Here is a 23465-nt window from a genome sequence, read left to right as displayed (position 1 = left end):
AATTTTTATTTGTTTTTATTTTTTAAGGTCAGGTCAAATACAAACCAAGCCATTGTTATAAATCCGATTCCGAATATAGAATCTCCTATTGCACGAAGCCATTTTAAGGTAATCATTGCCGGCTGCTGCATTAATTCTGATGAGCGAGCATACCACATACCGTGATCGATACTTTCGATTGCCTGCCATACTCCTATTGGAAGCAAACTCAATATTGCCATCAAGAACAAACCAATATTTAAGCTCCAAAAAGTAATTTTAAGCAGTTTAGTATTCCAGTTTACATTTCTGTATAAACTTCTCAATACAAATAATACTAAACCAATTCCCAGCATTCCATAAACCCCAAACAAGGCAGTATGTCCGTGCAATGGTGTAGTATTTAAACCTTGTACATAATAAAGTGCGATTGGAGGATTGATAATAAATCCGAAAATTCCAGCTCCGAGAAAATTCCAAAATGCTACAGAAATCATAAAATAAATCGGCCATTTGTAATCAGCAATCCATTGTGTTGATTTTGAGATTTTATAGTTTTGATACGCTTCAAATCCAATTAAAGTTAAAGGCACAACTTCTAATGCGCTGAAAGTAGCTCCTAATGCCATAATTGCAGTTGGAGTTCCTGAGAAGTACAAATGGTGAAAAGTTCCTAAAATACCTCCCGACATGAAAATAATCGTTGCAAACAAAACATTCAATGTTGCTGTTTTAGTTTTCAATAATCCTAATCGAACAAACAAGAAAGCAATAACCACCGTTGCAAATACTTCAAAGAATCCTTCAACCCAAAGGTGAACAACCCACCATCTCCAATATTCAGCAATAGCCAGATTCGTTTGTCTTCCCCACATTAAACCGGCTCCATAAAACATTGCAATTGCCGTACAAGAAACCAAGAACAAAATGATTAGATTTTTTTCTTCTGTTTTTTTCTTTAAAACTGGTATTAATGGACGAATCATTAAAGCAAGCCATAAAAACAACCCAATCAAAAGGAAAATCTGCCAAAAACGACCTAAATCAACATATTCATAACCTTGGTGACCAAACCAGAAGTTTTGTACTAAATTCAGTTTCTGCATTACGCCAAACCATTGTCCTGCCATTGATCCCAAAACAATTATCAATAAAGCAACGAATAAGAAGTTTACTCCAAAACATTGAAATTTAGGATCTTTCCCCGAAACTGCAGGTGCAATATAAAGTCCAGTTGCAAGCCAAGCTGTTGCGATCCAGAAAATAGCCAATTGTGTATGCCATGTTCTTGTTACTGCATAAGGTAAAATTTGATCGATTGGAATACCATATAAACCATTTCCTTCAACGCCATAATGAGCCGTTATTATCCCGAACACCATTTGTAAAACCATTAACAAACTAACGATCCAGAAATATTTTGTAACCAATCCCATCGATGGAGTTTTACCTTGTTTAATGATTGGATCTTCTTTTGGAAGCGGAAATTCTTCCTCTTCACCCGATTTTGCATGATAGAACACTAAAATACCAACACTTAAAATCAATAAAATAATACTGACACCAGACCAAGCTAAAAGTTCTTTTGTTGCTTTATTACCTACTAATTCATCTGCAGGCCAATTGTGTGTATACGAAATATCTGAATCAGGACGATTTGTAACTGTTGCCCATGTTGCCCAAAAGAAAAACGCATTCATTTTATGCATTTTCTCTTCATCTTTAATAGAGTTTTTAGGAATTGCGTACTCCTCTCTCAGTTTATCAAATTTTGGATCATTGGTAAAAAGACCTTTATAATATTCGCTCAAACCTTCAATTGCCGCAACACGGTTTTCAGATATAGTAAGAACTCCTGTGTTTGGATCATATCGATTAGTTCGTACATCTTTTTGCAAACGAACTTTTAACGCAGATTGTTTTTCCTCATCAAGTTCATCAAACTTTTTATTGAAGTCTTTTTGGGCAAATTTATCCAGTATAAAAACTGCTTCACGATGCAGCCAATCTGCCGTCCAATCTGGTGCAACGTAAGCACCATGACCCCAAATTGAACCAACTTCCTGTCCGCCTATACTCTGCCAGATATTTTGTCCGTCCTTAATTTCTTCTTCAGAAAAAATAACTTTACCGCTATCAGAAACAATCTCTTTCGGTACCGGCGGAGCCTGCTGATAAATTTCGTAACCGTAATAACCTAATACAGAAAATGATATAGCCATTACAAGAATAAAGACTATCCACAATTTTTTTTCTCTTTTCATTTCTATTTAATTCAATAAAAGACATTTTTATCTTTTATTTGTTTTTAAAAAAACTCCAAACCTTGTTTAAAGGATTCGGAGTTTTGGTTATTTACTCAACAATCAATACACCTTTCATCATGGCCACGTGACCAGGGAAAGAGCAGATAAATGGATATGATCCTTTTTTATCAATTGTAAACTCAATTGTATCTTCTTCTCCTCCTCCTAATAATTTAGTATGAGCAATAATTGAAGCTTTTTCAGATTCTGGAATAAAATCAGTTGCTTTAGCATCATTCGCTTTCAAAGCAAAAGCAGCTTGATCTGTACCTTCTTGAAGAATAACTAGATTATGTCCCATTGCTTCTTTTGGAATTTTACCAACATGTTTTAAAGTAAGCGTGATTGGTTTTCCCGCAACTGCTTTCAATTCATTGGTGCTAAACTGCATTTGGTCGTTTCCTTCAATAACTAATACATTTTCTGCAGTTGAAGTTACTGGAGCAGCTTCTCCTTCAGTAGAAGTATCATTTACTTCTGTAGATTCTTCAACTGGAGCAGTTTCTTTTTTACCGCAAGAAGTTATTGTTAAAAATCCCATTAGGATCAATAGTGAAATTTTGGTTTTTGTATTCATTTTTTACGTATTTATTTAATATTTAATCGTTTATATTCAATGTTTTTAAAAAAAAGTCTCCTGATTTTACTCCTAACGCCAGCTGTTCTAGAGTTGTTTTAGTAAGCATCTCTAAAAGTAAACCTCTAATCTTTTTAAAATCATGATGAACTGGACAAGGATGCTCTTCAGAACATTCTTTTAATCCAATACCGCAGCCTCTATAAATTTTGTCCCCATCAATAGCATCTACAATCTGAATTAATTTTATCGTTTTTAATGCCTCATTCGAAACTTCAAATCCGCCCCCAACTCCTTTAGCAGAATGGATTATTCCGCTTTTAGTCAAAATCTGCATAATCTTGGCCGTAAACGGTTCCGGAGAGTCAATCTCTTTCGCTACATCTTTTATTCCAACCCTTATTCCTTTAGAAGATTTCGTTGCAATAAAAATAGAAGCCCTAATTCCGTACTCACACGCTTTTGAAAACATATCTGATTAATTAATTCCATACAAAATTATTTAATTTTATTATAAAAGACAAATTTATCTTTAATTAATTTTCTAAAACAAAAACTTATTTATAACCAAAATAATTTAGAACCGCTAAAACACTTATTTGACCTAAAATTCAGATAAAAACGAATTTTAATTTTAACTTTGAGAATACTAATTTTTCTAATATTGAAATAATGGCTTTAAGCAACTCAAAAGATCTAAAATTAGCTGTTCTTATCGATGCAGATAATGTACCTTACAGCAACGTGAAAGGCATGATGGAAGAGATCGCAAAGTTTGGCACACCAACTACAAAACGTATTTATGCTGATTGGACAAAGCCAAATGCAAACGGATGGAAATCTGTATTATTAGAGCACGCAATTACTCCTATTCAGCAATACAGTTATACGGTTGGAAAAAATTCATCAGATTCCGCTTTGATTATTGATGCAATGGATTTGCTTTACTCTGGAAAACTCGATGGTTTTTGTATCGTTTCGAGCGACAGCGATTTTACCCGTTTGGCAGTACGTCTTCGAGAATCTGGCATGAAAGTAATTGGTATAGGAGAAAAGAAAACGCCAAGTTCTTTTATTGCTGCCTGCGACAGATTTATATACATTGAGGTTTTAGACGGTGCAATTCAGAAAAAGAAACCTAAAACAGTTGCCGCGGCAGATACTAAAAAACTAGTTGAAAAACCTGCAGAAAAAGCACTTCATAAAATTGACAAACAAACCATCGAACTTATCGAAGCTACTATTGAAGATATTGAAGATGATGACGGCTGGGCGTTTTTGGGAGATGTTGGAAATCTGATCGTAAAAAAGAAACCTGAATTTGACCCAAGGAATTACGGATTTTCTAAGCTTACACCAATGCTAAAATCACTTACAGATATTCTAGAAATCGATGAAAGAGAATCTGACAAAAAAGGCATTAAACACGTCTATGTTAGATTACGATTCAACTAATTAAAATTTTACCTTATTAATACTTTAAAAACATGAGAAAAAAATTCTTTATCTACGGATTCTTATTGTTTCTAATTGTTGCAGCAATTTACTATTATACTGGACGTGGTTTTTTATTAGTAATAATTCTTCCTGTATTATTACTTGTTGGTGCTTACAACGCATCTCAAGAAAAACATGCCATTTTAAGAAATTTCCCGGTTTTGGGATATTTCAGATATTTATTTGAAATGATCGCACCCGAAATTCAGCAATATTTTATTGAAAGATCTACAGATGGAAAACCTTTTTCCAGAAATCAGCGCTCATTAGTTTACCAAAGAGCTAAAAATATTGACTCGAGTACTCCTTTTGGAACACAGCAAAATTTAAACACTGAAAGTTATGAGGGAATAAAACATTCTATTTTTCCTGCTAAAGTTAACGAAGAATTACCTCGTGTATTAGTAGGCGGAAAAGATTGTAAACAACCTTACTCAGCTTCTTTATTTAATGTTTCTGCGATGAGTTTTGGTTCGCTTAGCGAAAATGCAGTTCGAGCTATAAATATTGGTGCTCAAAAAGGGAATTTTTATCAAAATACGGGAGAAGGCGGATTAACGGAATTTCATCTTGCCGGCGGAGGTGATATTACTTGGCAAATTGGTACAGGTTATTTTGGCTGTCGTGATGCTGAAGGAAATTTCAGCCCAGAAAATTTCTCTGAAAAGGCAAATCTTCCAAATGTAAAAATGATCGAAATTAAACTTTCTCAAGGTGCAAAACCTGGACATGGAGGCGTACTTCCGGCAAAAAAAAATACGGAACAAATTGCAAAAATTAGAGGAGTTCAACCGCATACAATGATTCTTTCTCCTCCAGGTCATCATGCTTTTTCTGATTCTAAAGGTTTGATTCGCTTTATTGCACAATTACGAGAGTTATCTAATGGAAAACCTATCGGCTTTAAATTATGTATTGGTAACACAGCTGAATTTGAAGCAATCTGCCACGAAATGATTACCGAAGACACTTATCCTGATTTTATAACTATTGATGGTGCCGAAGGAGGAACTGGCGCCGCGCCTTTAGAATTTGCTGATGGTGTTGGAATGCCATTTGAGCCAGCCTTAATATTCGTAAACAAAACATTGATTGGATTAAATATTCGTGACAAAATACGCATTATAGGAAGCGGGAAAATTATTTCTGGATATTCTATTCTTCATGCAATTGCTTTAGGTGCTGATATGTGTAACAGTGCTCGTGGTTTTATGTTTTCACTTGGCTGTATTCAAGCTTTACGTTGTCATAATAACGAATGTCCAACAGGAGTTGCTACACAAAACAAAATGCTGATGAAAGGTTTGGTCGTTACAGATAAATCAGATCGTGTTTATCATTTTCATAAAAATACACTTCATTCTGCCAACGAACTTTTGGCCGCAGCAGGAAAAACCTCTTTTGCCGATGTAGATATTAATATATTTATGCGTGGTGATGAATTTACAAATTTATCAGAGTTGTATTTCCCAGATAACCTGACAAATGTTACCAAAATAAATTAAACAAAAATGCCTCTTTATTATTAAAGAGGCATTTTTATTATAACTCAAATTTTACCAAAATTATTATTGAGTGCACTCAATAATAATTTTATAAAACACATTGAATAAGTTTAATTCAGTAATTCTGGCAACGTTTCTTTATTTATAATCTGTTTTACAAAAACGGTATTATCATCTGCCAAAAAATAGGCATCAAACTGAATCCCTTCTTCTACCAGATCTTTAGGAATTTGATTTTTCTTTATCATTTCCTTCAATAATTTATCAAACGCAATGCCTGCCGCTAATTTATTAGGAGCATTTTGTTCTAAATTAGTTTCAAATCGCAGTTCAATTTTATCATCATTGATATATCCTCGAGCTGTTGTCAGTGTAACATTTTCAGCTTTAAAAGCTGGCGCTGCAGCATTATAAGAAGTTACAAACTCTTGAAGTTTTTGTTTTGCATTTTTACAGCTTACAACCATTAATACCATTATAACTGCAAGCGAGATTTGAGTGATTTTCTTTAACATAATCTATTTTATTTAATTTTTTGAAGTCTTAAAAGTGCTTCAAGATAGTAATAATCTGCGTAATTTATCGAACAATCTACTTCGCTGTCTGCTGGTTTATGACCTGTTGAATGCAATAAAAAGGCTGAATTTACATCATGGCTTTGGTAATTATCAGAAAGCGAAACAATCATTTTTTTAGCTTTAGTCAAATACTCCTTTTTCAAAATAGGATCTTTTGTATAAGAACTCAATTCTAAAAGAGCCGAAGATACAATTGCTGCTGCCGAAGCGTCTCTTGGTTCATTTGGAATATTTGGCGCATTAAAATCCCAATACGGAATTAAATCTTCTGTTGTCAATTTATCTAAATAAACACGAGTAATTTTATGAGCAAAATCTAAAAATTTTGGATCTTTTGTTTCTCTATAAACCATTGCGAACCCATAAATTGCCCACGCCTGCCCGCGCGCCCACATACTTTCATTACTATAACCTTGAGCTGTTTGACCTTTAATTTTTTTTCCCGTTTCAGGATCATAAATTACCACATGATAAGATGTATAGTCAGGTCTAAAATGGTTGTTCATTGTTGTTTCAGCATGTTTTACGGCAATATCGTATAACTTTTTATTACCTCCGTTTTTAGAAGCCCAAAACAACATTTCCAAGTTCATCATATTATCGATGATCGTATTGTGCCCGCCCATTTTATTGTGCGGCCAAGATTGAATTGTACCTACTTTAGGATTAAAAAGTGTTGCCAGCGTGTCAGCTGTTTTTAATATGATTTCTTTGTAAGCAGGATTTTTAGTCAATCGATATCCATTTCCGAAACTATTAAAAACCTGAAATCCTAAATCATGATCAGCCGCTTTACTTACAGATAAAGGTGTTAAGAGACGTGTAAATTTATCCGCTTCCTTTTCCCATTTTTTGTCTTTTGTAGTTTCATATAAATACCAAAGTTCGCCTGGCCAGAATCCGCTTGTCCAGTCTTTATAATTTACAAAATTCCATTCCTTGCTTCCGTTTGGAACTGTTCTGGGCAAAGTTCCGTTATTCGGAATCACTTTTAATGTTTTTGAAGCCTGCACTTGGCAATAATCAAGCTGTTTTTTTATGTCAAAAGAATCTCCTTTTTGTGCATTACAGTAATTTCCAATAAGAAACAAAGCAAAAAACAAAGCAAAAGTTTTTAAATTCATGTGATTAACTTTTATAGATGGTTTATCGAATAGATAAATTTATAAAATAAAGCAGGTGATTTTAATGTTTGTGCTTTTCTATTTATAAAAAAATCTCACTGCCTCCTATTTCAAGTTTCTCTTTATCAAAGTTCAAAATTTCAACAAAAGGAAATAACTTAAAAGATTAATTGTAATTTTGCTTGAAGCAAAAAAAAAACTTGAACAAAACCAGAATACAATATTCCGTTTTATTTCTGACCGTTATTCTTCTGGGAATTCTTTCAAGGAAAATCTCATTTGTTCCGTTATGGATTGGCGATTTTCTATATGCGATTATGATCTATTTCCTAGTTCGAATCTTGTTTACCCATAAAAAAGCCATTTTTATAATAATCTATTCTCTACTAATATGTTATAGTATTGAGTTCTTGCAGCTTTATCAAAGCGACTGCATCACAGCACTCAGAAAAACACTTTTTGGAAGATACGTTTTAGGACAAGGTTTTCTTTGGAGTGATATTCTTGCTTATACATTTGGAATCACTTTTATCTTTTTAATCGAAAAATTCACTTTAAAATATAACACTCATGAAACTCGTTTTCGCTTCAAATAATTTAAATAAAATCAAAGAGATTCAAAGTATTCTTAACGGATCTATTCAGCTTTTAAGCTTAGAAGATATTGGCTGTCATGAAGAAATTCCAGAAACGGCAGATACTATTGAAGGTAACGCGATTTTAAAGGCTGACTATGTAACTGAAAAATATGGTTACGACTGTTTTGCAGATGATACCGGTTTAGAGGTAAATGCTTTAAATGGAGAACCGGGCGTTTATTCGGCTAGATATGCGGGTGAACAGAAAAATGCTGATGATAACATGAATAAACTTTTGGATGCTCTGAAAAACGAAGAAGATCGCAGTGCACAGTTCAAGACCGTTATTGCATTAAATTTAAATGGCGCTCAGCATCTTTTTACCGGCTTGGCAAAAGGAGTTATTACTATGAATAAAACTGGAAATCATGGTTTTGGATATGATCCGATATTTCAACCCGAAAATTACAGTGAAACTTTTGCTGAATTATCGGCTGAAGTTAAAAATAAAATCAGCCATCGCGCAAAGGCAACGGAGCAACTTATTGATTTCCTGAATAGAACAAAATAATTGTTCAAAATACAACATTTTAATGAACAAAATTGATATTTAAAGACGTTTTTTTTTCGATTTCTTTCCAAAAATCATTTTACACTAAACATAACTTTTTGATAATCAAATCATAACAAATACATAATTCTTAAAAATGCATTAGTTTATCTGAATAATTAACAGTAATTTTGCACCCTATTTTAAAAACACATATGAATAAATTTGAACAATTAGGATTGAATGAATCGTTACTGAAGGCGATTTTAGATCTAGGATTTGAAAATCCGTCAGAGGTACAGGAAAAGGCGATTCCCCTATTATTGGAAAAAGACACGGATATGGTTGCGTTGGCTCAAACAGGGACAGGGAAAACGGCAGCTTTCGGTTTTCCGCTAATTCAAAAAATTGATGCCGACAACAGAAATACACAAGCATTAGTTTTATCGCCAACACGCGAGCTTTGTTTACAGATTACTAACGAACTTAAAAACTACTCTAAATACGAAAAAGGTATTAATGTGGTAGCAGTTTACGGAGGAGCTAGTATTACAGAGCAGGCAAGAGAAATAAAAAGAGGAGCACAAATTATTGTAGCTACTCCAGGAAGAATGCAAGACATGATTAACAGAGGTTTAGTTAACATTAAAAACATAGATTACTGTGTTCTTGATGAGGCTGACGAAATGTTAAACATGGGATTCTATGAAGATATCGTATCTATTTTATCAGATACTCCAGACGAAAAAAGCACATGGTTGTTCTCTGCAACAATGCCGCAAGAGGTTGCTAGAATTGCAAAACAATTCATGAGCGAGCCTGTAGAAATTACTGTTGGAGCTAAGAACTCTGGTTCATCTACAGTTTCTCACGAATTTTACTTAGTTAATGCTCGTGATCGTTACGAAGCTCTAAAACGTTTAGCAGATGCTAACCCAGATATTTTCTCTGTAGTTTTCTGTCGTACAAAAAGAGACACTCAAGCTATTGCTGAGAAATTAATTGAAGACGGATACAGCGCAGCTGCTTTGCACGGAGATTTATCTCAAGCACAGCGTGATGGTGTAATGAAATCTTTCCGTGGAAGACAAATTCAGATGCTTGTTGCTACTGACGTTGCTGCACGTGGTATTGATGTTGATAACGTAACACACGTTGTAAACTACCAATTACCTGATGAAATTGAAACTTACAACCACCGTTCAGGACGTACTGGTAGAGCTGGAAAATTAGGAACTTCTATTGTAATCGTTACAAAAAGTGAGTTACGTAAAATTTCTTCTATCGAAAGAATCATCAAACAAAAATTCGAAGAAAAAACAATTCCATCTGGAATTGAAATCTGCGAAATTCAATTATTACACTTAGCTAATAAAATTAAAGATACTGAAGTTGATCACGAAATTGACAACTATTTACCAGCAATCAACAATGTTCTTGAAGATTTATCTAAAGAAGAATTGATTAAGAAAATGGTTTCAGTAGAATTTAATCGTTTTATTGCTTACTACAAAAAGAACAGAGATATTTCGTCTCAATCTTCAGGAGAAAGACGCGAAAGAAACGATTCTGAACCAAGAGAATTCAATAATAATGGAGCAGTTCGTTATTTTGTAAACATTGGTTCAAGAGACAATTTCGATTGGATGTCACTTAAAGATTACTTGAAAGAAACATTAGATTTAGGTCGTGATGACGTTTTCAAGGTAGATGTAAAAGAAGGTTTCTCTTTCTTTAATACAGATCCTGAGCATACTGATAAAGTAATGGAAGTATTAAACAACGTTCAATTAGAAGGACGTCGTATTAATGTTGAAATCTCTAAAAATGACGGAGGCGGAAGACGCGACCACAATAACCGTGGCGGTGGAAGAAGTTCTGGACCAAGAAGAGAAGGAAACTTTGCTCCAAGACGTGAAGGTTCTGGCGGAGGATTTAGAAGCGACAGAAACTCTGCTCCTAGAGAAGGTGGTTTTAGAAGCGACAGAAACTCATCTGCTCCTCGTAGAGAAGGCGGTTTCAAAAGAAACGAAGGTGGTTCTGATAGATCTCCAAGACGTTCTGAAAGCTTTGGTGATTCACCAAGACCAAGAAGACCAAGAAGAGATTAATTCTTCAATATCTTAAAATACAAAATCCCAAATTCCAGACATAATTGGAATTTGGGATTTTTTTTACTTTAAGAATTTACGTTCTAAAAATGCGTTTTTTAATCTAAAACAATGTATTTTAAACTTCCTCATCCTTTTTTAATTAAATACTAAAAGCAACACTGCTGTCTTTGTTAATTTTCTTATAATTATATTCGAAGACTGCGAAATATTTAATCTCTATTTACTACTTTTAGTGCTTTAAATCAGGATATGAAATATTTCGCAGTTTTCTTTTTTATGCTATTCTCTACCGTTAGTTTTGCGCAGGACATCGAGCCTACAACCCCGCAAAGAGTTTCGGGTTATATTATAAACGACGATAGTAAACAACCTCTTTCAAACGTAAACATCATCAACACTAACAAAGTACGCGGCGCAAAATCTGATGCTAAAGGGTATTTTGAAATTGATGTACAGCCTAATGACACTATTCACTTTTCTTTATTAGGATTTCAATCTCTTAGAATTAGAGTAACAAATGACTGGATAAAAAATAAAGTTACCCGCATTCAGCTTACTGAAAAAGCGATCGCGCTTGAAGAAGTTATTATTGCTCCTTTTACTTTAACAGGATATCTTGAAGTCGACTCAAAATTAATTCCTACAAAAGAAAATTATCGTTACAGTATTTCTGGCCTTACACAAGGTTATGAAGCGGGTGAATATTCTCCAAATGCTTTCGGAAAAGTATTAGGTTCTATTTTCAATCCAGCAGATATGCTTTATAATTTCTTTGGAAAAAACGGAAAAGAGCTCAAGAAACTGAAGGACATGAAGAAAGACGACACGATTAGAAACTTATTAGAAACTAAATACGACCGCGAAACTATTGCTGTACTTTTAGGAATAAGTAAAGATGAAATCCCTGAAATTATGCACCGTTGTAATTATTCAGATGCTTTTATTCAAACAGCAAATGACCTTCAAATTTTAGATGCTATCAGCGGTTGTTACGAACAATATAAAGTACTTAAAAGGAATTAAAATTTTACTCTTACCATAAACACAAGAATCCTCAATTTTAAATTGGGGATTTTTTTTTGCTCTTTAGGATTTTAAAAAAACTATATTTACTTATTAATCAATTAAAAACAACTAAAATAAAAATCTAATGGCAAAAGGTCAGGATGCTAAAAAAACAGCAAAAAAAGAACCGCTAAAAACGGCTAAAGAAAAGAAAGAGGAAAAAAGAGAAAAGAAAAACTCTCCTAAAAGAGACTAGAAATTAGTGGACAGTGGACAGTTTTTTAGTAATCAGAGTTAAAAAAAGTGTTCAGCTTTTGAGTTTTCAGATAACTGAATACTAAAAAACTGAACACTAAATTACTATTATTTAACTGGAATATTAGAAAGAATTTCTAACACAAATTTCCAATATTTTTGAGCAGATGAGATACTAGCTCTTTCATCCGGCGAGTGTGCTCCATGAATTGTTGGCCCAAAAGAAATCATATCCATATCTGGATAATTTGTTCCTAAAATTCCGCATTCTAAACCAGCATGACAAGCAACAACTTTTGGCTGTTCACCATTTTGCTTTTCGTAAATTTCTTTTAAAACTTCTAAAATTTCCGAATTAACATTTGGAGTCCATCCAGGATAAGATCCTGAAAGTTCTACTTCGCATCCAACTAATTCAAATGCTGAACGTAAAGAATTAGCCAAATCAAATTTAGAAGATTCAACAGAAGAACGAGTTAAACATCCTACCAATATTTCCCCGTCTTTTATAATTACACGAGCAATATTGTTTGATGTTTCAACCAAATCATCCATATCAGCACTCATTCTGTAAACACCATTATGAGCCGCGTAAATCGCTCTAATAATCCCTTCCTGAACACCTAAATCCATAACTTTTTCAGGAAGATCAGTCTTAACGATTTCTATAGATAAGTTTGGCTCAGTAGTTTTATATTCGGCCTTAATATCATTAATGATTTCCTGCATATCAAAAAGATATGCTTCATCAAACATTTCAGAAATAATCACCTTTGCAGCACTTTCTCTTGGAATTGCATTTCGAAGACTTCCTCCGTTGATTTCTGCAATCTGTAAACCAAAGTTTTCAAAAGCATCAAACAACAAACGATTCATAATTTTATTAGCATTCCCTAATCCTTTATGAATATCCATTCCTGAGTGACCTCCATTTAAACCTTTTACAGTTATTGAGTACCCAACAGAACCTTCTGGAACTTCTTCATCATGATATGTTCTTGTAGCCGTCACATCAATTCCTCCTGCACATCCTATATCAATTTCGTCGTCTTCTTCAGTATCTAGATTCAATAAAATCTGACCTTGCAGAATTCCTCCTTTTAGGTTTAATGCTCCAGTCATACCTGTTTCTTCGTCGATTGTAAACAAAGCTTCAATTGCAGGATGTGCAATCGTTATACTCTCTAAAACCGCCATGATTGTAGCTACTCCAAGCCCATTATCTGCACCAAGCGTTGTACCGCGAGCGCGAACCCAGTCACCATCTACATACATATCAATTCCTTGCTTATCGAAATCAAAAACAGTATCTGCATTTTTTTGGTGCACCATATCAAGATGTCCCTGCATTACGATTGCTTTTCGATTTTCCATTCCTGGAGTTGCTGGTTTTCTAATGATTACGTTTCTAATTTCGTCTTCAAAAGTTTCTAAACCTAAGCTGTTTCCAAAGTTTTTCATGAACTCGATTACACGCTCTTCTTTTTTTGATGGACGTGGAACTGCATTTAAATCTGCAAATTTGTTCCAAAGTTCTTTTGGTTCCAGATTTCTTATTTCCTGACTCATTATATTTTGTTTGATGTTTAACAATTAAGAGCCTCAAAGTTACAAAGTTTAAAAGTTATTATTATCAAGAATTGCATGAATTAGCACAAATTATAATGACTCTAAAATTAATCAAATTAGTAATTAATGAAAATTCGTGCAATTCACAACGAACTTTTTTCAATCAGTCAAAATTGTAATTATATTTACGTATTCAAAATTTAAACTGTGAAATCAAAATACATTCTGCCATTATTTTTACTCTTCCAAATTATAATTTTAAAGATTCTGCCTTATTTTTCAGATTATATTGAAGGCTTTTACAGTAACAATTTATTTGTTAGGATTTCGCGCTTCTCAAGAACACTTTTAGGAAAAATTCCCTTTTCTGTGGGCGATTGTATTTATGCAGTTCTAATTCTTTCTGCAATAATTTGGTTTTGGAAAATACGAAAAACATGGAGAACAGATTGGAAAGATCATATTTTAACCATTTTAGGTAAAATTTCAATTTTCTACTTTTTCTTTCATCTGTTATGGGCTTTCAATTACTATCGTGAGCCTCTTTTTGCAAAAATGGAAATCAAAAGAGAATATACTGATGCTGATCTTTTAGCTTTTACAAAACGATTAATCGCTAAAACCAATGAAATTCAGTATGAAATCACTAAAAATGACAGCTCAAAAATTGTTTTCCCATATTCTCAAGAAGAATCTTTTAAAATGATTTTAAACGGCTATAACAACTTAGCAAAAAAGCATCCTTACTTTAAATACGAAATTCTGAGCGTTAAAAAATCACTTTTCAGCATGCCATTAACCTATATGGGTTTTGGCGGTTATTTAAATCCTTTTACTAACGAAGCTCAGATTAATGATTTACTGCCTATGTATACCTTTCCGCAAACGACAGCTCATGAAATGGCACATCAGATTGGTTATGCAAGTGAAAATGAATGTAATTTTATTGGAACCTTAGCTTCATTAAATAATGACAATCCTTATTATCAATATGCTGGTTATAGCTTTACATTACGTTACTGCTTAGGAATTTGGAAATATAAAAATGAGAAAATTTTTAATCAATTAAAGAAAACTGTCCATATCGGAATCTTAAAAAACTATCAGGAAAGTGATGATTTTTTTAAAAAGTACGACACTTTTATAGATGAAGGTTTTCACTTTCTTTATGACAATTTCTTAAAATCAAACAATCAGAAAGACGGAATGGATAGTTACAGTAAATTTATAGATTTGATAATTAATTATTACAAAACAAGACCGCTGTAAAAATTCAAGGCAAAAAAAAGCTGAGTCTTGTAACAAAAGTGATTTCAACACTACTAATACTTTTATGACCGAAAACCTAGAACAATCATTTGTTGCGCAATTGCAGGCAAATCAGAATATAATCCACAAAATTTGTCGATTATATACTGCCGGCGAAGATGCACACAAAGATTTGTTTCAGGAAATCACCATTCAACTCTGGAAAGCGTATCCAAAATTTAGAGGCGACAGTAAATTTTCGACTTGGACCTATCGCGTTGCTTTAAATACAGCAATCACTCTCTATCGCAAAACCAAAAGAACTATTTCTACCGTAGATTATGAAAGTCATCAGCATTTTGTAAAAGATGTTGACTATAACTATGAAGAAGAAGAGCAGATTAAACTAATGTACAAAGCTGTTTACCAGCTAAACGATATCGAAAAAGCATTGGTCTTTATGTATTTAGAAGATAAAGACTATCAAGAAATAGCTGAAACTCTAGGAATCAGCGAAGTGAATGCGCGCGTGAAAATGAACAGAATTAAAGGGAAACTTAAAAAAATATTAAATCCTTAAAAATTATTATGAAAGAACTGGATTTACTAAAAAAAGACTGGAAAAAGAACTCGGATTCTTTTGAGCAAATTTCTGAACAAGAAATCTACAAGATGATTCATAAAAAATCTTCTTCTATAGTGAAGTGGATTTTAATTATAAGCATTTTGGAAATTTCCTTTTGGACTTTCTCCAATTTATTTATCAATACTGATGATGTTTTACGAAAAATAAATCATCCAGAAATTGTGGTTACACTTGAATACTTGACTTATTTGAATTATTTAGTAGGATTAATTTTTGTCTATATTTTCTATAAAAACTATACGACAATTTCGACCACAGTCGCTACGAAATCTTTAATGAGCGCCATTTTAAGAACTAGAAAAACGGTTCAATATTATGTTTGGTACAATCTAGGAATGATCGTTGTAACGTCAATTTTAAGTTTCTTTATCGCTTTTGTGTACAATCCCGACATGGCTTTTTTAAGAGATAAATTAGCTCTGAACGGAAAAGCAATGGTGACCACGATAGGAATCTTGATCTTGGTAATACTTGGTTTCTTTGGATTATTCTGGTGTTTCTACAGATTACTGTACGGAACTCTTTTGCGAAGATTGTATGCGAACTACAAAGAGTTGAAGAAAATTGATTTTTAGCTGAATAGCAAAATCTCAAAGCGCCAAAGGTTCAGAGTTTTTTCTCTGTAACTTGTTGTAATCTGTAAAGTTTTTTGAATTTAGACTGGGAGCAAAAAATTAAAATCTAATATTCATTTTCTGGTCCTTTATAGCTCCATCTTCTCATTTCATTAAGCTCTTCCTCGACTTTAATCTCTTCGGCTGGAATTACTTTTAAAAATGACGGATGTTGTTCGATTGCATATTCAACTTTTTCTACAATTTGTTCAATTGTATCGTTTTCATAATCAATCTCAAGCGGTTCTTTTATGATAAAAGACTGCAGTATATTTTTCTTTTTCAAACGAAGTCCTTTTTTATCAAACGAACGACGGAATCCATCAATTACAATAGGAACTACAATAGGTTTATGTTGTTTTATAATATGCGCTGTTCCTTTACGAACTGGCTTAAATGACTTAGTTGTTCCCTGCGGAAATGTTATAACCCAGCCATCTTCAAGAGCAATACGAATATTTTCGGTATCGTTTGGATTAACATCACGTTTCTCAGTAACATCAACTCCTTTTGAACGCCAAGTTCTTTCAACTGTAATTGCGCCAACATAAGCTAAAATTCTTGGCAGTAAACCAGCCTGCATTGTTTCTTTGGCAGCAACATAATACAAATTCATTTTAGGCTGCCACAAATAACCAATGTTCTTAATAGTGTCTTGACGTCCGCTTAAACTTGCGTTAAACACATGAAACATTGCTACAACATCGGCAAAATAAGTTTGGTGATTAGAAATAAACAATACATTATTATCTGGCAATGTTTTAATGATTTCAGATCCTTCAATCTGCAATTCATTAAAACCTCTGTATCTTCGGTGCGTCATAGCTCCCAAGATTCGGATTAACCATTTCTTGATAAATAATATATGTCCGAAAGGATTTCGTTTAAACAATCCCATAACTTTATTTTCTGTTTTCGAGGTTAGGACGCAAACATACAAAAATAAATCGTTTAGCAGTGCTTTTAGGCAATTTCAAAAATAAACTACTATAAATATGAATATCAAATTGTTAAATTAAATATCTCCTATTTTGCTCTCAAAACCAATTTTCAAAACATCTCTCAATTCACTTAAAATCATTGCAGTTGCTCCCCAAACAATATGGTTTTGAATGTTAAATGCCGGAACTAAAACGTCGTTTGCATAAGAAGTTGATAATGTGGCATCGATTATAATTTCGTCGCTTAAAAAAACGGACAATGGCAATTCTATAATTGCAGCGACTTCACGAATATCAGGATAAAATGACAACTCTTCATTTGAAATTCCTAAAAACGGATGCACCAAAAAATTACTAGGTGGAATATACATTGGTGTAAAATCCTTGATTACTTCTATTTTCTCTGGAGCTACACCAATTTCTTCATGCGTTTCTCTTAATGCAGTTTCTCGAAAATCTAAATCTGTATTTTCATATTTCCCGCCAGGAAATGCAATTTGTGACGAATGCACACCATTATAGGCATTTCTAACAATCAAAACTAAATGTGTTTTATCCTTTTTTGGATACAACAGCATCATAACGGCCGCTATTCTAGGATTCTTTGCCTCTAGATTACTATTTTTTAAAGCTTCAAGACGTTCTTTTGGAGCCATTTTCATGTGTGCTAATTCAGCCGGCAGTTCAATCGGAATTAAATTAGGAACAAATTTCAAAAAGTCTTGAAAATCCATATTCAAAGTTTATTTTTGTATTATTAGATTTTATATCTCATTTTTTCACTGATTATTTCTCGCTACATTTCGTTAAATTAATAAAAAATAAATTCATTATTCTTTCTAAATTTGCCTCATCTATCAAGAGATAATCTCATAAAAATTCTGATATATAAAATCTAAACAGAATCTCAAATAAAATATAAATATACTCTAGAAAATGCGGTTCTACAAGTTTTCTAAAGTAAAGCCATAAAAATAAAATGTACAGTAAAGAAGAATCACAAAGAATAAAAAGAGAATTTTGGGTGGCTTTTGCCGAAAAATATCCAAGAAAATGGGTTCTTTATGACACCAAGATAAAAGATTTCTCTTTTAAGTTTTATGTAGACAATAAAAAAGCTCAGGTTTTAGTTGACATCGAACAACGAAGCGACGAAAAACGAAATGCTTATTTTGAAAAATTAGAAGCCTTAAAAAATATTCTTAATGAGGAATTTATCAAAGATTTAGTTTTTGAAAAAAACTACACTTTAGAAAGTGGTAAAACTATTAGTAGAATCTGGGTTGAGAAAACCGGAGTCGGTTTTAGTAATCGCAATAATTGGGATGCTATTTTTGATTTCTTCAACGAAAACATGCATGCTCTAGAAATGTTTTATCTAGAATATGATGAATTTATTAAAGATATTGATGCTTAGAAGCGCTAAAATATTGAGTTCTATTTTTTCTATTAACAAACCTCACAGTTTTTTTAACCTGTGAGGTTTTTTTATTCTTACATCGAAATTGCTGGCATTTGCGCAGAAGTCATCATACTTAACAATTCAGGACGATCAGTTTTCAAATTTTTAAAAAAAGGAGTGATTTTATCATCGTAGCTTCTTTTTGAATATGCATAGATAAGCAATGCTTTTTTATTATTTTTTAATTCAATTTGTTTGTAACGATAAATAATAAACTCTACAATATCAACTTTATCGTTACTTCCAGAACTCAGCACACAATCTATGATACTCTCTTTCCCATCGGGGCTTTTCATTATACTAAAATTACAGACCTTATCAGTTTCTTTTCTCTTATTTAATTCATTCGCTTTCTGCTCTACAGCACTATCTACAGAAACATCCATAGTAAATACGTGAACTGTTAACAGTTGATTAAAATGCTCTACTGTTTCATTTTTAGGAAGATATTCTTGCACATAATAATTCTCATTTGGATGTGCCGTCCATGCTAAAGAAAAATTTGTTTTATTAAAGACTAAAGGTCCTTTCAACCCAATTCTTTCAACGGGTTCTTCACCAATAGTCGAAAAAGACATCAATGAAATTGCGAATAAAAAAAGTATCTTTTTTATCATTATCTAAGGTTTAAAACAGTTACACATTAAAAATATTGTAAACAATAATATGATCATCATAGTTTATATAAAGTTGTTTACGATAATCTTGCTTTTTACGGGTAATTATTGAAAGTTTGCATTCCTTTCCGTCATTGTCTTTACACATAAATGAATACACAATATCAGTATCATTTTCTTCGCGTTCGATATAATCTAATATTTTAAAAAGCTGTATTTCTTGTGAGTACACAACAATCCTGTGTTTGTCTGTATCTAAAACAACCGAAAGATTTACCAAGTCAAGATTGGACCACTCGCCCCATTTTCCTTTTTCTGTTTTTTCTAAGACACTAAAACCCGAGGTTTTAAAATGATAAGACTGACCTTGAGCATAATGCATTCCAAAACCTAAAAACAATAATACTAAATAAGTGCGTATAGAATTCATATAAATTTCTTGCGGGTAATTAAAACTCAAATGTAGCTTTTTCTTTGCGGGCAGATTCAAAATCGGCTATCATTTCTTGAACAATTTGCTCTACAGGCAAAACTTCATGAATTAATCCCGCAACTTGTCCAATCTCTAATTCACCTTCTTCAAGATCACCTTCAAACATTCCTCTTTTCGCTCTAGCTCTTCCTAATAACTGAACCAATTCTTCTTTAGATGGACATTTTTCATACAAATCCTGAACGTCTTGATAGAATTTATTTTTCACTAGTCGAACAGGAGCTAATTCCTTCAATGTCAATTGAGTTCCTCCCTCTTTTATATTAACTATCGTTTGCTTAAAATTATTGTGAGCAGAAGATTCTATTGAAGCTGCAAAACGGCTTCCAACCTGAACGCCATCAGCACCCAAAATCATTGTTGCAAGCATTCCTCTTCCCGTTGCAATTCCGCCGGCAGCAATAATTGGAATCTGTACTTTTTCTTTCACCATCGGGATCAAAGTCAAAGTTGTCGTTTCTTCACGTCCATTATGACCTCCGGCTTCAAAACCTTCAGCAACAATAGCATCAACGCCGGCTTCTTGGGCTTTTAAAGCAAAAACACTGCTGCTTACTACATGAACTACCGTAATTCCTTTTTCTTTTAAAAATGAAGTCCATGTTTTAGGATTTCCAGCAGAGGTGAAAACGATTTTAACGCCTTCTTCGACCACAATATTCATTATATCTTCAATATTAGGATATAACATAGGAATATTAACCCCAAAAGGTTTGTCTGTTGCTTTTTTACATTTTTGAATATGTTCTCTTAAAACTTCAGGATACATTGATCCAGCGCCTATTAAACCTAAACCGCCAGAGTTACTAACTGCCGAAGCCAATTTGTAACCGCTGTTCCAGATCATGCCGCCTTGTATTATTGGGTATTTTATATTGAAGAGTTTGGTAATTTTGTTCATGCAGATTGGGCTGTTATTGTTTGATTATTTTTCCTGTTTTATGCAGACCTTCACTATCAAAAGTATAAAAGTAAAGTCCGCTGGTTAGAGTTTCTACAGAAAGTAATGGATTTTGATTTGTGATTTCTTTTTCTATCAATTTCTGCCCTAAAATAGAGTAAATTGATACTGATGCTTTAGGATTATCGAATGAAAATGAAATATTAGTTTGAACTGGATTTGGATAGACCAAAAAATCAGTCGCAGATTGAAACGTTTCTACACCCAAAGTTGAGCCAAAATTTGGAATTCCGTACCCATAATTATTATCAGGATTTGTATAGCGATCTGCCGACTGCAGTATCATTTGTCTAATTTCTTTGTTATTTTTTGATGGAAAAGCCTGCCATAAACAAGCTGCCATTCCTGCCATTATTGGACAAGCGAAGGAAGTTCCGTTTGCTGTTCCAATATTTCCCGCAGCATTAGATACAACTGCTGCAACACCTTGTGCCATCACATCCGGCTTAATTCGATTATCAAAACTTGGTCCGATAGAACTTGAACCAGCTTTAACTTTTGAAGCATTAACAGAACCTACGGTAATAACTGAAACTGCATCTGCTGGCCCGCCAATGTGCGGTTCGGCAGTTGTTCCTTCATTTCCAGCTGAAGCCAGCACAATCATTCCTTTACTAAAAGCTATTTCAGCACCTCTTGAAATAAAATTTGTCGTGCCATTCATATCGTTGTAAGTATGACTATAACTTGGATCGTCATATCCAAAATATCCTAATGATGTTGTAATAATATCAACTCCAAAAGCATCTGCCTGCTCTGCCGCTTCAACCCAATACGATTCTTCAACAGGATTTTCGCTGGCATTATCTTCTGTAATAAACAAATAATAAGAAGCATCTGGCGCAGTTCCCACCAAAGAATTTTCCGTATAACCGCCCATTGTAGATAAAACTGAGGTTCCGTGACTATTACCAGAATAAAAATCGGCATTCCTGTTTACATAATCGTAACCGCCTAAAATCAAATTATTATCTCTTAAATGCTTAAAAGACTGCGCTGTATTCACTCCTGGAAAACCTCCATCTAAAACGGCTATTATTTTACCTGAACCTGTATAATTTTGCTGATGCAATACTTGTCCGTTCAACATTTGAATTTGATTTGTCGAATTTCCGTAAGCATAATCAATTGTAGTCTTAAGCTTTTCTTTTGTTTGCGTAATAGATTGCACAGCTGCTGGTTTTGCTGTTGTGTTCAAAGCTTTATCAGCAAAAACTATTTTATCAATAAAAACAAAAGCTTTTAATGCTGTAATACTTGCCTGCGTTCCTCTAACATGAAGTGCATTGAGCCATTTTGACTGCGCCATTACAGAAATTCCTGCACTTGCTTTAACCTGATTTACATAAGTTATTTCAATGGGAGCATCTGAAATATTTAAGGCAATATTTTGGTTTGTACGACGGTCTAAAGCTCGTTGTGATAATGTTTGTGATGGATTATTAAAAAAGTCCTGAGAGTTTGGTTTTCCAGTAAAGTAAACCCATGCATCTTCTCCTTGAGCAAATGTCAAAGTAGAAATGAATACTAAAAGAAAAGTATAACAATATCTCATAAATACTTTTTTAAAAGGAAAACCCCGTAAAAAAGTATAAAGCTAAGAAATTACTCCCGAACCAACTAATTCATTTTCTAAATACCAAGCTACAAATTGACCTTCGGTAATAGCAGATTGAGGCTCTTCAAAACGAACATACATTCCGTCATCAAATTGATGCAAAGTGGCTTTTTGTAAAGGCTGACGATAACGAATTCTAGCCATTATTTCCATCGTTTCACCAGTTTTCAAAGTCAGATCTGTGCGAATCCAATGTATTTCAGATTTCCCAACAAACAAGGCTTTTTTAAACAAACCTGGATGATTGCTCGTTAATCCTGTATAAATAGTATTGGTATCAACATCAGTCGCAATAACAAACAAAGGATCTGTGGTACCGCCAACATTTAAACCTTTTCTTTGTCCGTTAGTAAAGTAATGTGCGCCTTGATGATTGCCCATTATTTTTCCCATTGTTGGAAGATATTGCGGTTTTTGAGCTTCTAATTTTAATTCCTCTTCAAGTGATAAACCAGCAGGTTTTTCGATATTGTAAATTGGATCGTTTTTATCAATCTGAACAATTTTACCTTCTTTTGGCTGTAATTTTTGTTGCAAAAATTCTGGCAGACGCACTTTTCCAATAAAACATAATCCTTGCGAATCTTTCTTTTCGGCAGTAACCAATTCCATTTCAGCAGCAATTTCACGAACTTCTGGTTTGGTTAATGCTCCAATTGGGAATAAAGCTTTTGATAATTGTTCTTGCGACAATTGACATAAAAAGTAAGATTGATCTTTGTTAACATCATTACCGGCAATTAATTGATATACCGTTTCTCCATCAACTTCAATTTCGCTTTTTTGGCAATAATGTCCAGTTGCAACATAATCTGCACCAAGACTTAATGCAATTTTCATAAAAACATCAAATTTGATTTCGCGGTTACAAAGCACATCAGGATTAGGAGTTCTCCCTTTTTCATATTCATTGAACATATAGTCAACGATTTTTTCTTTGTATTGCTCGCTTAAGTCAACAGTTTGAAACGGTATGCCAAGTTTTTCAGCAACTAATAAAGCATCATTACTATCTTCTAACCAAGGACATTCATTAGAAATAGTAACTGAGTCATCGTGCCAATTTTTCATAAAAAGCCCAATAACTTCGTATCCTTGCTGCTGTAATAAATAAGCTGCAACACTAGAATCTACTCCACCTGAAAGACCAACAACTACACGTTTCATTTTAAAATGTTTATATTTTACAAGGGTGCAAAGGTAAGCCAAATTATAGATAATTGCAGTA

Annotated in this window: 23 protein-coding genes; 10 read left to right on the top strand and 13 right to left on the bottom strand. The window is 33.4% G+C overall.

Translation table 11 applies throughout. The features are described 5' to 3' along the window. Positions 1 to 5: 5 nt before the first annotated feature. From B0A81_RS02770 to B0A81_RS02760, 3 genes are all read right to left on the bottom strand, one after another. Positions 6 to 2243 carry a nitric-oxide reductase large subunit gene (locus B0A81_RS02770; protein WP_089056601.1) on the bottom strand — a complete coding sequence of 746 codons (2238 nt, stop codon included), beginning with the start codon at positions 2241 to 2243 and terminating at the stop codon, positions 6 to 8. Positions 2244 to 2334: 91 nt separating this feature from the next. Continuing rightward, positions 2335 to 2862 carry an azurin gene (gene azu, locus B0A81_RS02765; protein ID WP_089056600.1) on the bottom strand — a complete coding sequence of 176 codons (528 nt, stop codon included), beginning with the start codon at positions 2860 to 2862 and terminating at the stop codon, positions 2335 to 2337. 22 nt (positions 2863 to 2884) lie between these two features. After that, on the bottom strand, positions 2885 to 3334 hold the full coding sequence (locus B0A81_RS02760) for an RrF2 family transcriptional regulator (protein WP_089056599.1): 450 nt from the start codon (positions 3332 to 3334) through the stop codon (positions 2885 to 2887). A 200-nt stretch (positions 3335 to 3534) separates the two neighbouring features. Here B0A81_RS02760 and B0A81_RS02755 point away from each other — a divergent pair, with 200 nt between their 5' ends. After that, positions 3535 to 4317, top strand: coding sequence for an NYN domain-containing protein (locus tag B0A81_RS02755; RefSeq protein WP_089056598.1), 783 nt, complete (start codon positions 3535 to 3537; stop codon positions 4315 to 4317). Between the two features lie 32 nt (positions 4318 to 4349). Next, entirely contained in the window at positions 4350 to 5864 is a 1515-nt protein-coding gene (locus tag B0A81_RS02750) for an FMN-binding glutamate synthase family protein (protein WP_089056597.1), read from the top strand. A 110-nt stretch (positions 5865 to 5974) separates the two neighbouring features. Here the strand turns inward: B0A81_RS02750 and B0A81_RS02745 are convergent, their stop codons facing one another. After that, positions 5975 to 6379 (bottom strand): hypothetical protein, encoded by a 405-nt coding sequence (locus tag B0A81_RS02745; protein ID WP_089056596.1) that lies wholly within the window; start codon positions 6377 to 6379, stop codon positions 5975 to 5977. Positions 6380 to 6387: 8 nt separating this feature from the next. Further along, positions 6388 to 7566, bottom strand: a complete 1179-nt coding sequence (locus B0A81_RS02740) for a glycoside hydrolase family 88 protein (protein WP_089056595.1) — start codon at positions 7564 to 7566, stop codon at positions 6388 to 6390. 182 nt (positions 7567 to 7748) lie between these two features. Between B0A81_RS02740 and B0A81_RS02735 the strand changes: the two genes are divergently transcribed. From B0A81_RS02735 to B0A81_RS02720, 4 genes are all read left to right on the top strand, one after another. Then, on the top strand, positions 7749 to 8162 hold the full coding sequence (locus tag B0A81_RS02735) for a ribosomal maturation YjgA family protein (protein ID WP_317044397.1): 414 nt from the start codon (positions 7749 to 7751) through the stop codon (positions 8160 to 8162). After that, positions 8137 to 8715 carry a non-canonical purine NTP diphosphatase gene (locus tag B0A81_RS02730; RefSeq protein WP_089056593.1) on the top strand — a complete coding sequence of 193 codons (579 nt, stop codon included), beginning with the start codon at positions 8137 to 8139 and terminating at the stop codon, positions 8713 to 8715. The genes B0A81_RS02735 and B0A81_RS02730 overlap by 26 nt, the downstream gene beginning before the upstream one ends. Before the next feature lie 194 nt (positions 8716 to 8909). After that, complete coding sequence (locus B0A81_RS02725; RefSeq protein WP_089056592.1) at positions 8910 to 10805, top strand: DEAD/DEAH box helicase; 1896 nt, start codon at positions 8910 to 8912, stop codon at positions 10803 to 10805. A 252-nt stretch (positions 10806 to 11057) separates the two neighbouring features. Continuing rightward, positions 11058 to 11831 carry a carboxypeptidase-like regulatory domain-containing protein gene (locus B0A81_RS02720; RefSeq protein ID WP_089056591.1) on the top strand — a complete coding sequence of 258 codons (774 nt, stop codon included), beginning with the start codon at positions 11058 to 11060 and terminating at the stop codon, positions 11829 to 11831. A gap of 345 nt (positions 11832 to 12176) precedes the next feature. Here B0A81_RS02720 and B0A81_RS02710 read toward each other — a convergent pair whose 3' ends face one another. After that, positions 12177 to 13637, bottom strand: coding sequence for an aminoacyl-histidine dipeptidase (locus tag B0A81_RS02710; RefSeq protein WP_089056590.1), 1461 nt, complete (start codon positions 13635 to 13637; stop codon positions 12177 to 12179). A 207-nt stretch (positions 13638 to 13844) separates the two neighbouring features. On the opposite strand from B0A81_RS02710, the gene B0A81_RS02705 reads away from it, so the two are divergent. The 3 genes from B0A81_RS02705 to B0A81_RS02695 all read left to right on the top strand — a co-directional run bounded on the left by B0A81_RS02705 (position 13845) and on the right by B0A81_RS02695 (position 16106). After that, positions 13845 to 14906, top strand: coding sequence for a DUF3810 domain-containing protein (locus tag B0A81_RS02705; RefSeq protein WP_089056589.1), 1062 nt, complete (start codon positions 13845 to 13847; stop codon positions 14904 to 14906). Between the two features lie 64 nt (positions 14907 to 14970). Continuing rightward, entirely contained in the window at positions 14971 to 15465 is a 495-nt protein-coding gene (locus B0A81_RS02700; protein ID WP_089055107.1) for an RNA polymerase sigma factor, read from the top strand. Positions 15466 to 15473: 8 nt separating this feature from the next. Then, positions 15474 to 16106, top strand: a complete 633-nt coding sequence (locus tag B0A81_RS02695; RefSeq protein ID WP_089056588.1) for a hypothetical protein — start codon at positions 15474 to 15476, stop codon at positions 16104 to 16106. Positions 16107 to 16212: 106 nt separating this feature from the next. On the opposite strand, the gene B0A81_RS02690 is transcribed toward B0A81_RS02695, so the two are convergent. Next, positions 16213 to 17043, bottom strand: coding sequence for a lysophospholipid acyltransferase family protein (locus tag B0A81_RS02690; protein WP_089056587.1), 831 nt, complete (start codon positions 17041 to 17043; stop codon positions 16213 to 16215). Between the two features lie 117 nt (positions 17044 to 17160). After that, on the bottom strand, positions 17161 to 17820 hold the full coding sequence (locus B0A81_RS02685; protein WP_089056586.1) for an NUDIX hydrolase: 660 nt from the start codon (positions 17818 to 17820) through the stop codon (positions 17161 to 17163). A 245-nt stretch (positions 17821 to 18065) separates the two neighbouring features. Here B0A81_RS02685 and B0A81_RS02680 point away from each other — a divergent pair, with 245 nt between their 5' ends. Further along, entirely contained in the window at positions 18066 to 18503 is a 438-nt protein-coding gene (locus B0A81_RS02680; protein ID WP_089056585.1) for a DUF4268 domain-containing protein, read from the top strand. 77 nt (positions 18504 to 18580) lie between these two features. Here B0A81_RS02680 and B0A81_RS02675 read toward each other — a convergent pair whose 3' ends face one another. The 5 genes from B0A81_RS02675 to mnmA are packed head-to-tail and all read right to left on the bottom strand — an operon-like array spanning position 18581 to position 23404. Then, positions 18581 to 19165 carry a hypothetical protein gene (locus B0A81_RS02675; protein ID WP_123922151.1) on the bottom strand — a complete coding sequence of 195 codons (585 nt, stop codon included), beginning with the start codon at positions 19163 to 19165 and terminating at the stop codon, positions 18581 to 18583. A gap of 19 nt (positions 19166 to 19184) precedes the next feature. Beyond that, a complete protein-coding gene (locus B0A81_RS02670) occupies positions 19185 to 19595 on the bottom strand; it encodes a hypothetical protein (protein ID WP_089056657.1) in 411 nt (136 codons plus the stop codon). A gap of 19 nt (positions 19596 to 19614) precedes the next feature. Further along, the gene (locus tag B0A81_RS02665; protein WP_089056583.1) at positions 19615 to 20559 is read right to left on the bottom strand and encodes an NAD(P)H-dependent flavin oxidoreductase; all 945 of its coding nucleotides are present in this window, start codon (positions 20557 to 20559) and stop codon (positions 19615 to 19617) included. 13 nt (positions 20560 to 20572) lie between these two features. Next, on the bottom strand, positions 20573 to 22174 hold the full coding sequence (locus B0A81_RS02660) for a S8 family serine peptidase (protein WP_089056582.1): 1602 nt from the start codon (positions 22172 to 22174) through the stop codon (positions 20573 to 20575). Between the two features lie 42 nt (positions 22175 to 22216). Further along, positions 22217 to 23404, bottom strand: a complete 1188-nt coding sequence (gene mnmA, locus B0A81_RS02655) for a tRNA 2-thiouridine(34) synthase MnmA (protein WP_089056581.1) — start codon at positions 23402 to 23404, stop codon at positions 22217 to 22219. Positions 23405 to 23465: the final 61 nt, after the last annotated feature.

The organism is Flavobacterium plurextorum (genome assembly GCF_002217395.1).
GTDB lineage: Bacteria > Bacteroidota > Bacteroidia > Flavobacteriales > Flavobacteriaceae > Flavobacterium > Flavobacterium plurextorum.
The sequence above is the reverse complement of the archived record's forward strand: the minus strand, read 5'-3'. Positions and strand labels throughout refer to the sequence as shown.

What these genes read in the sequence shown, in the direction of transcription:
- B0A81_RS02770 (WP_089056601.1), bottom strand. Translation starts at nt 2,243, where the DNA reads ATGAAAAGAGAAAAAAAATTGTGGATAGTCTTTATTCTTGTAATGGCT.
- azu (WP_089056600.1), bottom strand. Translation starts at nt 2,862, where the DNA reads ATGAATACAAAAACCAAAATTTCACTATTGATCCTAATGGGATTTTTA.
- B0A81_RS02760 (WP_089056599.1), bottom strand. Translation starts at nt 3,334, where the DNA reads ATGTTTTCAAAAGCGTGTGAGTACGGAATTAGGGCTTCTATTTTTATT.
- B0A81_RS02755 (WP_089056598.1), top strand. Translation starts at nt 3,535, where the DNA reads ATGGCTTTAAGCAACTCAAAAGATCTAAAATTAGCTGTTCTTATCGAT.
- B0A81_RS02750 (WP_089056597.1), top strand. Translation starts at nt 4,350, where the DNA reads ATGAGAAAAAAATTCTTTATCTACGGATTCTTATTGTTTCTAATTGTT.
- B0A81_RS02745 (WP_089056596.1), bottom strand. Translation starts at nt 6,379, where the DNA reads ATGTTAAAGAAAATCACTCAAATCTCGCTTGCAGTTATAATGGTATTA.
- B0A81_RS02740 (WP_089056595.1), bottom strand. Translation starts at nt 7,566, where the DNA reads ATGAATTTAAAAACTTTTGCTTTGTTTTTTGCTTTGTTTCTTATTGGA.
- B0A81_RS02730 (WP_089056593.1), top strand. Translation starts at nt 8,137, where the DNA reads ATGAAACTCGTTTTCGCTTCAAATAATTTAAATAAAATCAAAGAGATT.
- B0A81_RS02725 (WP_089056592.1), top strand. Translation starts at nt 8,910, where the DNA reads ATGAATAAATTTGAACAATTAGGATTGAATGAATCGTTACTGAAGGCG.
- B0A81_RS02720 (WP_089056591.1), top strand. Translation starts at nt 11,058, where the DNA reads ATGAAATATTTCGCAGTTTTCTTTTTTATGCTATTCTCTACCGTTAGT.
- B0A81_RS02710 (WP_089056590.1), bottom strand. Translation starts at nt 13,637, where the DNA reads ATGAGTCAGGAAATAAGAAATCTGGAACCAAAAGAACTTTGGAACAAA.
- B0A81_RS02700 (WP_089055107.1), top strand. Translation starts at nt 14,971, where the DNA reads ATGACCGAAAACCTAGAACAATCATTTGTTGCGCAATTGCAGGCAAAT.
- B0A81_RS02695 (WP_089056588.1), top strand. Translation starts at nt 15,474, where the DNA reads ATGAAAGAACTGGATTTACTAAAAAAAGACTGGAAAAAGAACTCGGAT.
- B0A81_RS02690 (WP_089056587.1), bottom strand. Translation starts at nt 17,043, where the DNA reads ATGGGATTGTTTAAACGAAATCCTTTCGGACATATATTATTTATCAAG.
- B0A81_RS02685 (WP_089056586.1), bottom strand. Translation starts at nt 17,820, where the DNA reads ATGGATTTTCAAGACTTTTTGAAATTTGTTCCTAATTTAATTCCGATT.
- B0A81_RS02680 (WP_089056585.1), top strand. Translation starts at nt 18,066, where the DNA reads ATGTACAGTAAAGAAGAATCACAAAGAATAAAAAGAGAATTTTGGGTG.
- B0A81_RS02675 (WP_123922151.1), bottom strand. Translation starts at nt 19,165, where the DNA reads ATGATAAAAAAGATACTTTTTTTATTCGCAATTTCATTGATGTCTTTT.
- B0A81_RS02670 (WP_089056657.1), bottom strand. Translation starts at nt 19,595, where the DNA reads ATGAATTCTATACGCACTTATTTAGTATTATTGTTTTTAGGTTTTGGA.
- B0A81_RS02665 (WP_089056583.1), bottom strand. Translation starts at nt 20,559, where the DNA reads ATGAACAAAATTACCAAACTCTTCAATATAAAATACCCAATAATACAA.
- B0A81_RS02660 (WP_089056582.1), bottom strand. Translation starts at nt 22,174, where the DNA reads ATGAGATATTGTTATACTTTTCTTTTAGTATTCATTTCTACTTTGACA.
- mnmA (WP_089056581.1), bottom strand. Translation starts at nt 23,404, where the DNA reads ATGAAACGTGTAGTTGTTGGTCTTTCAGGTGGAGTAGATTCTAGTGTT.